Here is a 14,756-nt window from a genome sequence, read left to right on the forward strand (position 1 = left end):
TAAGATTGACAAAAAATTAATTTTCCGCGTCACGACGCTCAATATCATCTATCGGTCATCATACCCCGTTTTGTGAATACTGTACAGAGCAAAATCGTTCCAGTTCAACGCTATAGGTTAATTCTTTCGACAGAAATCTCATGAATCCTGCCTTCAGCTATACAAACTTACCAATTTTGACACGGAATCTACCCTTTTTTGTCATCCCGTCTGTTTCAAGCACTTTAAAACGCCCAAATCCCTGCATGGAAATAACGTCCCCAACTTTAAGTGAAGTCGATGGATTCTCCTCCACCTTCCAGTTTACCCGACATCGTCCCGCTCGAATCGGTGTTAATATTTTACTGCGGCTCAATTTGTAGACGTCACTAGCAATCCCGTCCAGGCGCAAAGAAGCCACCGTCAGATCCATCGCCTCTAATGCGACTTCCTTCGTTCGGAGACTTGCTACTGGCAACAGTTCTGTCCATACATGAACACGATGTACCTGCTGCAAATGCATGGTCATAAAATCTCCAATCTCTGACGCCACCAATACATGACACCCATCATCCAGCACGTGAATGTCCCCGATTTTGCCACGCTTGATTCCAAGCCCCAAAATGGCACCTAGATAATCACCGTGCTCAAGGGTATTGATTTTATGATCATCAGAAGTGATGGAAAGGACCTGAATTCCCATTTCCTCATCGTCCAAATACGAATAATCGGGCGCAATCAGCGCCCGCTTTCGTTCCGAAGCCATGTATCCGCCATCTACCCTAATCGTGACCTTGTCTTCCTTCGAAGCAAGTGTCTCCAATATGTACTGTTGTCGCGGATCCAAAAAATCAGTCAGCTTCTGCTCATGATAAGCTCCCGCATGACTGATCCATTCGGAAGCACGATCCACATAATCCCGTTCATCCGGGTGAAAATGCTCATAAATCTCAGTCCGCATAAATCCTCCTAGACGAAATTGCCGATTAAAGAAATCAAACCGTACGATGCAAAACGCAGAGCAATCAACGCTACGATAGGTGAAATATCAATCATCCCGAAGATTGGCGGTATAAACCTGCGGAAAGGAGACAAATATGGCTCCACAAACCTGGCAAGTAAATCACCGATCACACTCTCTCTGGCATTAGGAAGCCATGACAGCAGGACATATGCAATGATCATGTACGAATAAATCTGAAATAGCCAGTAAATTACCTCGATCAAGAAAAGCTCACCTCATTCTGTTAAGTTCTTGTTCAGTGTCAGCCAGTATCTCCGTAATGGAGCCTTGAATTTCAACCGTATCCGGTGTGCACAGAAAAATATTGTTACCGACCTTCGAAATGCCGCCACTCAGTGCATACACAGTGCCACTCAAAAAATCAATGATGCGTAGCGCCTGATCCTTGCGAATTCGTTGCAAGTTAACCACGACGGTCCGGTGGGAACGGATATGGTCGGCGATTTCCTGTGCTTCATCGTAAGAACGCGGCTCATACAGAACAACTTTCACATTTTTTTGTGAATGGATGCTGACAACATTCGTGCCCTTCTGGTTCTTACGTTTATCAAAGCTTGGGGTTTCAATTTCTTGATCTTCCGGCGTATTCATAACCTCTCGCTCTATAACTTCCTCTTCTTCCTGAAGGCCCAGAAAGTTCATGAACTTATTCATTACGCCCACTGAAAATCCTCCTCTCGTCCGACCAGTACGGAACCAAGCCGCAACCAAGTCGCTCCTTCTTCAACCGCCACTTCAAAATCATTGGACATCCCCATAGACAAGTGAACGATAGGTTCTCTAGTCAAAGCTTGTCCATTTAACCGATCACGCAGTTCACGTAATCCCCGAAACACAGGTCGAGTATGTTCTGGGTTTTCCTCATGAGGAGCCATGGTCATCAGGCCGATTACATCCACATGTTCCAACTCGCGAATTTGTTCTAGGAAAGGGGCAACTGCCTCGGAGGATAAGCCGTATTTTGAAATTTCCCCAGAAATATTGACTTGCACAAAAGCTTTGACTCGCAGTCCCAAAGCGGCTGCCTTCTTGTCCAATTCCTGAGCAAGCGATAAGCGATCAAGCGAATGTATAAATTTAAATTTTCCAATTACATCTTTAACCTTATTCGTTTGGAGATGACCAATAAAATGCCACGTTCCCCGATCACCCAACTTGCTCCATTTATCCGCAGCATCCTGCCAGCGATTTTCGCCCACATGCTCCAAGTCGTTATCCAATACGGATGCCATTGCCGCCGCCGAAACATATTTCGTGACAGCGATGACATTTACTTCATCACGCGAACGTCCGCTACGGGCACATGCCGCTTCGATACGGGCGTTAACTTCTTTAATTCGTTCCTCCAAAGACACGGGAGGACTCACCTCTCTTCCAGACCAATCCAACTCGCCATTCTTCCTGTAACGCCGCCTTCCTTGCGATATGAAAAAAATAAATCGCTGCGGCTACTCGTGCACAAGGTAGTACATTCGATATGGCTCGGCAATATTCCTGCTTTCATCATAATGTGTCGATTGCATTGTTTCAAGTCGAGTAGTGTTTTTCCACCAGTTAAGGGGAAATAAACAGAACCTTCCCATTTATCATTACCCGGGCAATCATGCTCTAAAACCCGGATTTGATTCATCACATGCTCATCTACCTCATAGGATTCAGGACCAATAGAAGGACCAATAGCTGCTAGTATATCGGACGGCTGAGATCCATATTCAGTTTGCATGGTCTGTACCATTTTCAACGCAATCTCCGCAACTGTTCCCTTCCAGCCTGCATGCGCCAATCCAATCACACGATGCACGGGATCACAAAAATATAAGGGTACACAGTCCGCATAAAAGGACGTCAGCAAAATGCCTGGTATATTCGTCAGAAGTCCATCTGTGTCCTGAAAAGCTGATGCACGATCCATAAAGCCTCGCCCACGATCAGCAGCGTGGACAACAGCAACATGATTACCGTGGACCTGTTCGCCGCACGTCCACGCTTCAGCAGCAAAACCAAGCTGCTCAGCAATTAATTGGCGATTGCGAATGACTTTCTCCGGGTCATCCCCTACATGAAACGCACAGTTCAGATTATCGTATGGCGCTTCGCTGACACCGCCATGACGCCCTGTAAACCCCACTGTTAATCCCTGAACCTGCCGCTCCCAAGATTGGATATATAACAACTCTGGCACGGGACGTCCGCCATCTTGCATGGGCGTAGTCCCTCTAGCCTCGGTATTCACTATAAACGGTTCCATTTCGTTCTCACCTCTACTGCCCAGTGTACCAAAAAGCCGCCGCTGTGTCTTCACAACATACTAAATTACGTGTACCTGCTGTTCAAAAGCCCCGTCGGTCATTCCGCTCCTGACGTTCGATATAAGACTTTTCCTCCCTCTCATCCGGCGGCTCATGCAATCCCTCCAGTCGAACAAGCACAACATCCGAACCAATTTTCACAATGTTGCGCCACGGAATAACCAATTCGCTTCCCCCTCCAAACCAACCCATGAATCGGCTGCTGCCCGGAACCACAATAGCTTCAATTTTCCCTTGTCGTACATCAATCTCCAGATCACTGATTTGTCCTAGACGTCGTCCATCTACAATGTTAATGACATCCTTGGTTTGAAACTCGGAAATTTTCATGGCTCTTACTGACGTTTCCGGTGCATTCACACGCATCACATCCTTTATTTCACTATATGAGTGGGAGAGCCCAAAAAATGTCCTGCAAACGCAAAAACGATCCACACGGGATCGTTTTTATCACTGAATCATTCAAGCATTCATTTCATTAGGACTTTACATGTTTTTGCATTTGCTGTATAGCCGACTTCTCTAATCTCGAAACCTGGGCTTGAGAGATACCGATTTCGTCGGCAACCTCCATTTGCGTCTTTCCTTCATAAAAACGCATAGACAATATCATCTTTTCACGCTGGCCCAGGCGATGCATCGCTTCCCGGAGAGCGATTTCCTCAATCCATGAGACGTCTTTATTTCTGTCATCACTGATCTGATCCATCACATAGATTGGGTCGCCCCCGTCGTGATATATCGGCTCGAACAGCGAAACTGGATCCTGAATCGCATCCAATGCGAACACAACATCTTCTTTAGGCACGTTCAGCACCTCTGATATTTCAAAAATCGTTGGTTCCCGCGAGTTCAGATTTGTCAGACTGTCCCGCACCTGAAGCGCCTTATATGCAATATCCCGCAACGAACGGGACACACGGATCGGATTGTTATCCCGCAAATAACGGCGGATCTCTCCGATGATCATCGGCACCGCATAAGTGGAGAACTTTACGTTTTGCGAAAGGTCAAAATTATCAATCGCCTTCATCAGGCCGATGCATCCTACCTGGAACAAATCGTCCACAAACTCCCCCCGATTGTTAAAACGCTGAATCACACTCAGGACGAGCCGGAGATTGCCGTTGACCAATTTTTCTCTGGCTGATCGTTCATTATTTTGCTGAAGTGATGTGAACAACTCGCGCATCTCTGCATTGGTTAATACCGGCAGTTTGGCGGTATCCACACCGCAAATTTCCACTTTGTTTCGGGTCATCGTGTCTTACCTCCCAAGGAGCAACATTAATGTACATTATCTCCTGAGGGCATTTTTTTATTCGCCGTTTCCATCGCTTCCGGATATCCCCAAGCATTATACCATTTTATTGAATTCTTTTCGTAAGCGCTTTATAATTCGTTTTTCCAGACGCGAAATATACGATTGCGATATACCCAGCAGGTCAGCAACATCCTTCTGTGTCTTCTCTTCTCCGTCTTGTAAGCCGAAGCGCAGTTCCATAATCAAACGCTCTCGATCCGTCAACTTATCCAGTGCCTTATGCAATAATTTACGATCTACTTGCTCCTCAATATTACGGTAAATGGTATCATTTTCCGTGCCCATCACATCGGAAAGCAACAACTCATTACCATCCCAATCGATATTCAGAGGCTCATCAAAAGAAACTTCCGTTCTCGTTTTGCTATTACGACGCAAATACATTAAAATCTCATTTTCAATGCATCGAGATGCATAGGTGGCAAGTTTGATTTTCTTCTCTGGATCAAAAGTGTTCACCGCTTTGATCAGCCCAATAGCACCGATGGATACGAGATCCTCAATGTTGATTCCCGTATTTTCAAATTTACGGGCGATATACACGACTAACCGCAAGTTTCTCTCAATTAGCATCGACCTCACTGCTGCATCTCCAGAAGAAAGCTTTCCAAGCAAATACTCTTCCTCGTCTCTTGTTAATGGAGGGGGGAGCGCCTCGCTACCGCCAATATAATAAATTTCTTCACTTTTCAGCCCGAATAAAAATAAAATACGATAATATTGCAGTTGTAATGCTAGCCTAAATTTCATCTTTAAATTCATTTGTTCCCTCATATCATTCTCCCCCTTTTGGAAATAGTACAAGTCTTACTGGCTCCGTCCATTTCAGCATCGAATGTTTCTCCTCGTCTTTAAACCTTGTCCTGTACTCTTCTCCATTATCCTGATTCTGTAAAATGATCACTAGCATATGCTTCTCGTTTCAAGCTTGAATCAGCATCCCCCTCTTCGTGTGCCGTCACATCTGGATGGATGATGGCACGGTATTTGCCCTCTGCCGACAACTTTCCCCCGTCCAAGCCAATCAGCACTCGATGATGTACAAAATGAATCCCATTCATCACCACCTCTACTCGATCTGGTTTGAGTGCGAGCATAAAGGAATGACTTTTGTTAATTCCACGATAGGGAACGAGACGAACACGATCCTGCCAGTTGAACGGTTCCTCCCCCAGATCCATCACTAGCTGATCAGCATTACCCTCAGAACATTTTTGGAGCCAGGAAGCGGGTAAATACGATTCCCACAAAGCCGCCTCCATCACCATTACTGGGGTTCGGGTCAAAGGATCTTGCAGTTGGTTACCTGTATCCAACAAGCCTGTACACTCAATATGATCCTGCCCAATCCACACCTGTACTTGCCCCAAAAAGCCACTCATCCTTTCTGTGCGCTGCTTCGAGGACTGCACAATACGAAAGAAAAGCATCACTCCGCCAAATGCGCATAAAATAAACCAGAATGCGATTTTCAATTCAAAAGACATTCCACCTGATGCGGTATACCAGATGCCATTAAACAATTCCCCCGTATTTTGGAGAAAATAATGCATCCCCAAAATGCCACCTGCTGCTACAAAATTGATCATGTAAAAGGCACCCATTGTACGAAGATACTTTTGCATGCTTCCAAAACCAAATGCCACCAGCAGCATGATGACCGATAAGGCCAGCTTGATTAGAAACGTAAATAAAAATGACAGTTCCGGCACAAACATCATGACTACATACATTGCGCCAATTCCAGCTGAAGTCATCAATCGCCACCACACTGGACGAATCTTTCTCATCCAGGCGGTGGCCATTAGCAACACAGCATCAATGAACAAATTGGCCAAGAAAATTAAATCGATATAAACAACCAAGGATTCACCCGCCCAGCATTTTGCAGGATAGGCTTAAGTATAGTAGTCATATGGTTCAAAGTCTGTCTAACGGTGGGGACGGTGTCCGACTAATTTTGTCGGAAAGAGGAGAAGCACTGGCCGTGCGGGATGCGGAGAAAACAGAAAGAAGCCCGCATCTCCAAGGAAGATGCGGGCTGTCTAGATATAAACTAGTTATCGTTATTATTATTGCGTGAACGGTTACGTAAGAATGTCGGAATATCCAATTGGTCACTGCTTTGAGTGTTACCGAATGGACGCAAGTTAGGAGAGGACTTTTCCGTTGCTTCGGAAGCCGCTGGGTTAGCTGCTGGTCTACGTCCCGGTGCTGGTTGGCTCGGCTTACCTTCAAAACCAGTGGCGATCACGGTAACCTTAATCTCTTCTTTCAAGTCTTCATCAATGATAGCACCGAAAATCATGTTCACTTCCGGATCGGAAGCTGATGTTACAATTTCAGCCGCCTCATTGACTTCGTATAGAGACAAATTGGTGCCGCCAGTGATGTTCATAATGACACCACGCGCACCTTCTATGGATGTCTCTAGCAACGGACTCATGATAGCCTTGCGCGCTGCTTCAGCCGCACGATTTTCACCCGTCGCTTCGCCAATCCCCATCAACGCGGAACCACGCTCCGTCATGATCGTTTTTACGTCAGCGAAGTCAAGATTGATCAGACCCGGTACAGCGATCAAATCCGAAATACCTTGTACGGCCTGACGCAGAACATTATCTGCTTCACGGAATGCTTCCAGCATTGGGGTTTTCTTATCCACAATCTCAAGCAAGCGATCATTCGGGATTACAATCAAGGTATCTACTTTTTCTTTCAATCCCTCAATGCCAAGTTCAGCTTGATTAGAGCGTTTACGCCCTTCAAATGTGAATGGTCGGGTTACCACGCCTACAGTCAGCGCACCGCACTCCTTAGCAATTTCTGCAATGACAGGGGCCGCTCCGGTTCCTGTACCGCCACCCATTCCCGCAGTTACGAATACCATATCCGCGCCTTTGAGCGTATTCATAATGAGCTCACGCGACTCTTCAGCCGCTTTTTTACCCACGTCAGGGTTAGCCCCGGCACCCAAACCACGAGTCAGCTTATCGCCAATTTGAAGCTTATGCTCAGACTTCGCCAAGTGAAGCGCCTGGGCATCTGTATTGACAGTAATAAACTCTACACCCTGAACTCCATTTTCGATCATTCGGTTAACTGCATTGCTGCCGCCGCCTCCGACGCCGATCACTTTAATTTGAGCCAAGCTCTCCATTTCAAAATCAAATTCCAACATACTATTCCATCTCCCCCTCAATGTGCATGGATGGCCCGTCCATGATTGGCATAATTAGCAATGAACGTTATATAAATTCACTGAACATATTTTTTAAGCGTTCAATCAACCCCTGCTTCTGCTCGCCTTCCGCAACGGGACTGCTGCTCTTGGTTCGGTTAGTCGGCTTCTTGGTACTACCGCCACTGTTGCTAACACTAGTCGATCTCCCGCGATAGTAACGAATAGCATTATGCAAGATACCAACTCCGCTCGTGTATCCCGGATCCCTTACACCGATAAAATCAGGTACAGCGATCCTTACGGAAGCGGCCAGTTCGCTTTGTGCCACCTGAAGTACACCAGGCATGGAGACGGTGCCTCCGGTAAGTATATAACCCCCCGGAAGCTCTGTGTAACCCAAGCGCTTAACTTCCGCCTGAATGAGTTGAAAAATTTCCTGTACTCTCGGCTCAATAATAGCAGCCAAATCCTGTTGGTTGAACTCCTTATCTACATTACTGCCGATACGGGTCACTTTAAAGACGACATCGGCTGCTGCATCATCATACCAAGCGCAGCCGTATTTGAGTTTAACTTTTTCGGCTTGATCGGTAAGGGTTCTCAGTCCGTAGGCAATATCATTGGTTACAAATTCTCCGCCGATTGGGAGTGTTGATGTGGCGACAATCGTTCCTTCCTGGAAAATGGCCACATTCGTAGAACCTGCACCAATATCCACCAGCACGGAACCCATCACCTTTTCATCCTTCGAAAGAGACAACTGTCCAGCTCCGAGAGGCAACAAGACGAGATCTTTAATCCTCAGGCCAGCTTTCTCAACGCAGCGCAACAGATTATGTATTGGGGTTTTGCCTCCAGTAACAATCGTAGCCTCTACTTCGAGACGAACACCGATCATACCACGAGGGTCCTGAATTCCTTCAAGGCCATCCACGACATACTGCTTGGCTACCACGTCAATGATTTCTCTCTCCGGTGGTACGGCAATTACTTCTGCTGCCTTCAGTACACGTTCAATGTCCTCCTCACCGATTTCACGGTCCTCGTTGGACACGGCTACTACGCCATGACTATTTTGCAGACCAATATGGTTGCCTGAGATCCCCACATACACTTCTGTTATTTGAATACCAACCATGCGTTCTGCGTGATCCACGGCGTTACGGATTGATTGCACGGTTTGATCAATGTCTACAATTGCACCTTTGCGAATCCCTTCCGAGTCGGCAGATCCAACTCCAATAATATTAAAGGTTCCATTATTCATTTCCCCAATAATAGCCCGAACTTTGGATGTACCGATGTCCAAACTAACAATGATGTCATTGTTGCTCAAGTCTGTGGCACCTCCTGACTCCAAAATGAATTTCGTTCTTTAAACACACTCTGTACATATTCAACATACTCCATGCTTTCCCTCTTTTTTCTACAAATTTTTTAGAAGCCAATTTATGGTTGCAGTCACATAAAAATTTGAAGAAAAAAGAAGGAGGCAAGTCTATTACCCATAAAATCAATTCTAGCATTTTTTCACATCACTGAGTAGTATCTTTTTCTTGGCCCTCTTCGCTCGTATCGGGTTTGAATGGAACGTAGGAATCCGCCTCCAGCATTGTGATCACACCAGGCTCCTCTGTTTCTAGCACTTGGTTCAGATAGCTGATTTTAGAGTTCAACAGTGAAACAGTTGTAATAACCTCAAACTGGGAACGCGTGTACATTTTTATACGGTCTGGAAAAGAAGGAATCGGCGCCGGAATGATTTCCGAAATATCAGCTGTCCATTCTCCCGGAATGCGTGATAAAGCATCACACAGCTTCGCTTTGTAGGGATCATCTGATTTCCATTTAGTCAAAATAGGCTTTTCAACCGCTATCCCACTGCTACCTACGCCCACGCTTGTCCCATTTGCTAGAATAGCACGCAGGCTACCGTCACTTTGTAACTCGTAAGCTACTGTAGCAAACTCCTTAATGTGAATCGTAATGATGCCCGGAAACTGCTTGTCCACAGTGACTTGCTGAATCGACTGAATTTCCCGCAGCTTCTCAGAGACGTCGGAAGCACTGACTCCGAAATATTGATCTCCGACAGCGAGACCACTTCGATTGAGAAGTTGCTCCCGGGTCGAAAATACATTACCATCAAAACGAATTTCAGAAACCTGACTCAACGAAGAACGGAAAAAGAGAACAGCGAGCAGTACAATAAACAACAAAATGAGAAGAATAGCAATCTTCCGGCTTGTTCTTTTTTTCGTTCTGTTCTTTTTAAGAACAGGTATTTGAGCATTTGGCATAGCTTCTCTCCACAAAAGCCCTTTGTCCCCCCGTTAACGGAGGGACATTATAGGCATTAATTTACGAAATCCAGCTGCTCGGGCACCGGAGACTGACGGCTCATTCGGGCACCCAATCCCTGGAAAAGACGTTCGATCCGGTCATATCCTCTGTCAATGTGATGAACCTGCTCGACAATGGTACGTCCCTGAGCGGCTAGACCGGCTATAACCAGTGCAGCCCCTGCCCGCAGATCGGTAGCCTCTACTGTAGCCCCGTACAGACGAGAAACCCCTCTTATAAAAGCAGCATTCGCATCGACCGTAATATCAGCACCCATTACATTCAGTTCATCTACATGTTTAAATCGGCTTTCGAAGACAGTCTCTTTCATGACACTGAAGCCGTCCGCCAAAGATAATAGAACCATGACCTGAGATTGCAAATCCGTCGGAAATGACGGATAAGGTGAGGTAACGATCCTCTCCACTGCTTTGGGACGACTCATACAACTTACGGTCATTATATCATTCAAGATGCCAATTTGAACACCAGCCCGCCTGAGGACGTGAATCAGAGCAGACAAGTGGGAAGGATTGCAGTGTGTCAACGACACACTACCTCGTGTAGCTGCCGCTGCAATCATAACCGTTCCAGCTACTATGCGGTCAGGAATGACCTCATACGTACAAGGATTGAGTTGACTGACCCCCGTGATTGTAATTGTGTCTGTTCCAGCACCGATAATATGGGCTCCCATGGCATTCAGAAAGTTTTGAAGATCCTGAATCTCTGGCTCTCTCGCTGCATTGGTAATCGTTGTTCGTCCTTCGGCCAGCGCGGCAGCCATCATAATATTTTCTGTTGCGCCTACGCTCGGAAAATCCATGTGGATGTCCGAGCCGATCAGCTTACGGGCTCGAAACGTAATTTGCTCGTCTTTTTCCTCTATCTCTGCGCCAAGAGCTTTTAAGCCCTCTAGGTGAAGATCAATTTTGCGCTCGCCTATGGCGCAGCCTCCGGGCTGGTAAATGGAAACTTCTCCATATCTGGCGAGCAGCGGTCCCATCAGAAAGATAGATGAGCGCATTTGCTTCATCAAATCTTCCGGAATTTGGAACGTTCGGACGGACGACGTATCCACGTATACCGTTTCCTCTTCATGTCGGCATGTACAGCCGAGTCTTTCAAGGATGTGCAGCATGACCTTAATGTCTAAAAGATGGGGCACATTCCGAATTTCTACCTTACCTTGTGCAAGTAAGCTCGCTGCAAGAATAGGTAGTGCCGCATTTTTTGCCCCATGGATACGTATGGTGCCTGACAGGGGACGGCCTCCCTCAATCACCAATTTGTCCAATGTATCACCTCCGAGTTTACCGCTCACCCACTACGAAAACCTCCGGAACTAGCTTGATGCCGGTTTGAGATGATATTGTACTTTGAATATGCTTCATTAGGGTAAGCACGTCCTCTGCTGTCGCTTGACCGGTATTTACAATGAAATTGGCATGCTGTACAGATACCTCAGCGCCTCCCGCCTTCAAGCCCTTGAGACCTGCGCTCTCAATAAGACGAGCAGCATAGTCTCCTGGAGGATTACGGAACACGCTTCCTGCACAAGCTAACTGTAGCGGCTGGGTCAGCCGACGGCGGTCTTTAAAAGCCGCAAGCGCTGATGAAATTTCCTCCCGATCGCCCCGCTTCATCCGAAACACTGCCTCTGTCACCATTCCACGTTGCTCATGCAACACGGAGTGACGATAGCTGAAATGCATATTGTCAGCATCGTACACAGCCAATTCCCCTGTATCCAGCACAATCTCAGCGGACTGGAATATTTGTGACACATCAGACCCATGGGCACCGGCGTTCATGTAGACAGCCCCACCGACTGATCCTGGGATACCACCAGCAAATTCAAGACCGGACAGGCCCTGCTTGCTGGCCATAACGCACAGTTTGACCAGTGAAACGCCTCCTCCAGCAACGATCTGTTCATTCTCAAAATGAACATAATCAAATCCTGGCCCCAGCTTGATCACAAGTCCCCGTATCCCTTTGTCAGAGACGAGCATGTTGGAGCCCCGCCCCAACTGCATCCAGGGAATTCCGTGCTCGCTAGCCAGCTTCAAAACTCTTGCCAGCTGCTCTTTGGTATCCGGGATGACAAGTGCATCCGCAGGGCCTCCAATCTTCCATGTCGTATATTTGGACAGCGGCTCATGCTCCAGCACTTTTCCGATATCATGCTCCGCTAATAATGGCATCCATTGCTGCATTGTACTGAAACCTCCTTGTTGCTTGCCCCGCATGGTTGTAAGGCTCTCACCTGACAACCGGCAGCCTGAGTGATGGTCACAATCTATAGGGTATCCTATGTAAATACCATCCGGTGTGTGACAACCGCCCAATTCTGCGCTGCAGACTACCTTTTATGGGCAAGACGTTCCATTTCTTTTACTAAAATATCTGCTGAGTCAGGCTTGCCGAGCGCAGACGCCGACTCTGCCATGCGACTTCGCCGGGCCTCATCCTTCATAATTCCCGCTATAGATTGAAACAGGGCCGGGCCACTCAGTTCCTTTTCTACAATCATGACGGATGCGCCTGCCTTTTCAAGTGTACGAGCATTAGCCTCCTGATGGTTATTCGTCACATTAGGTGATGGGATCAGAATGGACGGAATGCCCAAAGATGTGATCTCTGCCAAGAAGGACGCACCTGCGCGATTAACAATTAATGAGGTACAAGCCAGCACCTCAGGCATATTGTGAATATAGGGAAGCACATGTAGATGATTGGGCAATGAGCCGATCTGATTCCGTATGCTATCCAGCGTTTGCTCATAATAAGATTCACCGGTTACATATACAAAATGGACGTCTTTCAGTTGCGAAAGTTGCGGAGCCATTGCAATCATGGCGTCATTAATGGCCTTCGCTCCCCTGCTGCCACCGACCACAAGGACGACCGAACTGTTCATCGGAACCCCAATTGTAGCAAATCCCCGATCCCGGTTAGCCAAACGAACTGTTGTAGCACGCGGGTTCCCAGTGTACAGTACATTTTTAGCTTTGGGGAAAGCTCCTTCTGAGCCTTCAAAGCTAACAGCCACTGTATCCACATAGCGACTCAGAAATGTATTAGTCAACCCTGGAATTGCATTTTGCTCATGAATAATGCTGGGAATTCCTAACTTGGAAGCTGCATAAACGACGGGGCCGCATACATATCCCCCAGTGCCAATAACGACATCTGGCTTAAATTTCTTTAATAATGCTTTGGATCTGCGAACCCCTTTGAAAAAGCGCATGATCGTTTTTATATTTTCCACAGACAAGCTGCGGCGAAATCCTGTGATATCAATAGCCTCAAATGGAATTTTTTCCTGAGGAACCAACTTACTTTCGAGTCCTCGTTGACCGCCAATATATAAAAATTCAGCGTCCGGATCAATCTCTTCGCACTGTCTGGCTACGGCCAGCGCCGGATAAATATGCCCTCCGGTGCCGCCGCCGCTCAACACGACGCGCATAAACGTTCACCTCGCATAACGTGATAAATTTAATAAAATACCCAGAGCAGTTAACATTAAGGTCAGTGAAGAACCTCCATAGCTGATTAAGGGCAGTGTTATTCCTGTCACTGGCATTAAACCGATAACAACACCAATATTAATAACGACCTGTACCGCCACCATTCCGACAATACCGACTGCAAGCAAACTGCCATAGGTATCCGGGATGGTAATAGCGACACGCATCCCTCTCCAAACAAGGACCAAAAAAAGCCCCAGTACCGTCATTCCACCGATAAAACCAAGCTCCTCCGCCAGTATAGAGAAGATAAAGTCCGTCTGTGGCTCAGGAACGTAGCTGTATTTTTGCCGACTCATGCCGAGCCCCAGCCCCGCCAATCCGCCAGGACCAATCGCATATAGCGATTGAATAATTTGATAACCCGCACCAAGCGGATCAGACCAAGGATCCAGAAACGCGGTAATACGCTGGAGTCGATAAGGAGCAGCTGCAATCAGTGCAGCAAACCCCGCTGCCCCCGACAAGGCCAGTAGACCCAGATGCTTCATACGCGCGCCTGCCGTAAATACTATCAGCATGGATGCTCCCATCATTACGGTGCCTGTGCCCAAATCGGGCTGGAGCATGATGAGCCCAAAGGCCAGTCCCATGAGCCCAAGCGGAGGCAACAGCCCGCGCGTAAAAGAGCTAATATCATAGTCAGGACGACTGAGCCATTGAGACAGAAAAAGAATCATACCCAGCTTCATAAACTCGGAAGGCTGAATGCCAAAAGAGCTAATACCAAGCCAGCTTCGTGCTCCACCTCTTACTACACCAATGCCAGGAATTAAAACGGCAACCAGTAGAGCCAAACAGATCAACAATACGACCTTGGCATATTTCCGCCAAATCCGATAATCCGTTCTGGCCGTAAAGTACATGGCTACAAGGCCGAGCCCCGCAAACAACAATTGTCGTTTAACAAAATAGTAGGAGTCCCCGTACTCGTGAAAAGCGAGGACGGCGCCCGCGCTGTATACCATAACCATGCCGATGGCTAACAAGCTTACAATACAGACGAAAAGCCATATATCTGGCGCCGGACGAGATTGCTTCATCAGGAGGCCACCCC

16 protein-coding genes are annotated in these 14,756 nt (G+C 47.1%); all 16 read right to left on the minus strand.

From position 1 onward, the window contains the following. Positions 1 to 157: 157 nt before the first annotated feature. The 16 genes from ACH59B_RS16325 to spoVE all read right to left on the minus strand — a co-directional run bounded on the left by ACH59B_RS16325 (position 158) and on the right by spoVE (position 14,742). A complete protein-coding gene (locus tag ACH59B_RS16325; protein WP_017428125.1) occupies positions 158 to 940 on the minus strand; it encodes an RNA-binding protein in 783 nt (260 codons plus the stop codon). A gap of 8 nt (positions 941 to 948) precedes the next feature. After that, the gene (locus tag ACH59B_RS16330) at positions 949 to 1,206 is read right to left on the minus strand and encodes a YggT family protein (RefSeq protein ID WP_013372075.1); all 258 of its coding nucleotides are present in this window, start codon (positions 1,204 to 1,206) and stop codon (positions 949 to 951) included. A 7-nt stretch (positions 1,207 to 1,213) separates the two neighbouring features. Then, positions 1,214 to 1,666: a cell division protein SepF gene (locus ACH59B_RS16335; protein WP_013372076.1), complete on the minus strand. Its 453-nt coding sequence runs from the start codon at positions 1,664 to 1,666 to the stop codon at positions 1,214 to 1,216. Continuing rightward, on the minus strand, positions 1,657 to 2,358 hold the full coding sequence (locus tag ACH59B_RS16340) for a YggS family pyridoxal phosphate-dependent enzyme (protein WP_017428126.1): 702 nt from the start codon (positions 2,356 to 2,358) through the stop codon (positions 1,657 to 1,659). The genes ACH59B_RS16335 and ACH59B_RS16340 overlap by 10 nt, the downstream gene beginning before the upstream one ends. 8 nt (positions 2,359 to 2,366) lie before the next feature. After that, a complete protein-coding gene (gene pgeF / locus ACH59B_RS16345) occupies positions 2,367 to 3,251 on the minus strand; it encodes a peptidoglycan editing factor PgeF (protein WP_026065490.1) in 885 nt (294 codons plus the stop codon). Between the two features lie 82 nt (positions 3,252 to 3,333). Further along, positions 3,334 to 3,678 (minus strand): YlmC/YmxH family sporulation protein, encoded by a 345-nt coding sequence (locus tag ACH59B_RS16350; RefSeq protein WP_173426158.1) that lies wholly within the window; start codon positions 3,676 to 3,678, stop codon positions 3,334 to 3,336. Positions 3,679 to 3,790: 112 nt separating this feature from the next. Further along, the gene (gene sigG, locus ACH59B_RS16355) at positions 3,791 to 4,573 is read right to left on the minus strand and encodes an RNA polymerase sporulation sigma factor SigG (RefSeq protein ID WP_013372080.1); all 783 of its coding nucleotides are present in this window, start codon (positions 4,571 to 4,573) and stop codon (positions 3,791 to 3,793) included. A gap of 96 nt (positions 4,574 to 4,669) precedes the next feature. After that, entirely contained in the window at positions 4,670 to 5,410 is a 741-nt protein-coding gene (gene sigE, locus ACH59B_RS16360; RefSeq protein WP_044785336.1) for an RNA polymerase sporulation sigma factor SigE, read from the minus strand. A gap of 104 nt (positions 5,411 to 5,514) precedes the next feature. Continuing rightward, positions 5,515 to 6,501, minus strand: a complete 987-nt coding sequence (gene spoIIGA / locus ACH59B_RS16365) for a sigma-E processing peptidase SpoIIGA (protein ID WP_404302130.1) — start codon at positions 6,499 to 6,501, stop codon at positions 5,515 to 5,517. 191 nt (positions 6,502 to 6,692) lie between these two features. Further along, positions 6,693 to 7,817, minus strand: a complete 1,125-nt coding sequence (gene ftsZ, locus ACH59B_RS16370) for a cell division protein FtsZ (protein WP_013372084.1) — start codon at positions 7,815 to 7,817, stop codon at positions 6,693 to 6,695. A 67-nt stretch (positions 7,818 to 7,884) separates the two neighbouring features. Continuing rightward, entirely contained in the window at positions 7,885 to 9,156 is a 1,272-nt protein-coding gene (ftsA, locus tag ACH59B_RS16375) for a cell division protein FtsA (protein ID WP_016821540.1), read from the minus strand. Positions 9,157 to 9,355: 199 nt separating this feature from the next. Further along, entirely contained in the window at positions 9,356 to 10,120 is a 765-nt protein-coding gene (locus ACH59B_RS16380; RefSeq protein WP_017428129.1) for a cell division protein FtsQ/DivIB, read from the minus strand. A gap of 56 nt (positions 10,121 to 10,176) precedes the next feature. Beyond that, positions 10,177 to 11,487: a UDP-N-acetylglucosamine 1-carboxyvinyltransferase gene (murA, locus tag ACH59B_RS16385; RefSeq protein WP_013372087.1), complete on the minus strand. Its 1,311-nt coding sequence runs from the start codon at positions 11,485 to 11,487 to the stop codon at positions 10,177 to 10,179. Then, entirely contained in the window at positions 11,477 to 12,382 is a 906-nt protein-coding gene (murB, locus tag ACH59B_RS16390; RefSeq protein WP_069289985.1) for a UDP-N-acetylmuramate dehydrogenase, read from the minus strand. Before murB ends, murA begins: the two co-directional genes overlap by 11 nt. A 146-nt stretch (positions 12,383 to 12,528) precedes the next feature. Then, positions 12,529 to 13,638 carry an undecaprenyldiphospho-muramoylpentapeptide beta-N-acetylglucosaminyltransferase gene (murG, locus tag ACH59B_RS16395; protein ID WP_061828512.1) on the minus strand — a complete coding sequence of 370 codons (1,110 nt, stop codon included), beginning with the start codon at positions 13,636 to 13,638 and terminating at the stop codon, positions 12,529 to 12,531. Positions 13,639 to 13,644: 6 nt separating this feature from the next. After that, positions 13,645 to 14,742: a stage V sporulation protein E gene (spoVE, locus tag ACH59B_RS16400; protein WP_031461775.1), complete on the minus strand. Its 1,098-nt coding sequence runs from the start codon at positions 14,740 to 14,742 to the stop codon at positions 13,645 to 13,647. Positions 14,743 to 14,756: the final 14 nt, after the last annotated feature.

The organism is Paenibacillus sp. DP01 (assembly GCF_044784315.1).
GTDB classification, from domain to species: domain Bacteria; phylum Bacillota; class Bacilli; order Paenibacillales; family Paenibacillaceae; genus Paenibacillus; species Paenibacillus polymyxa.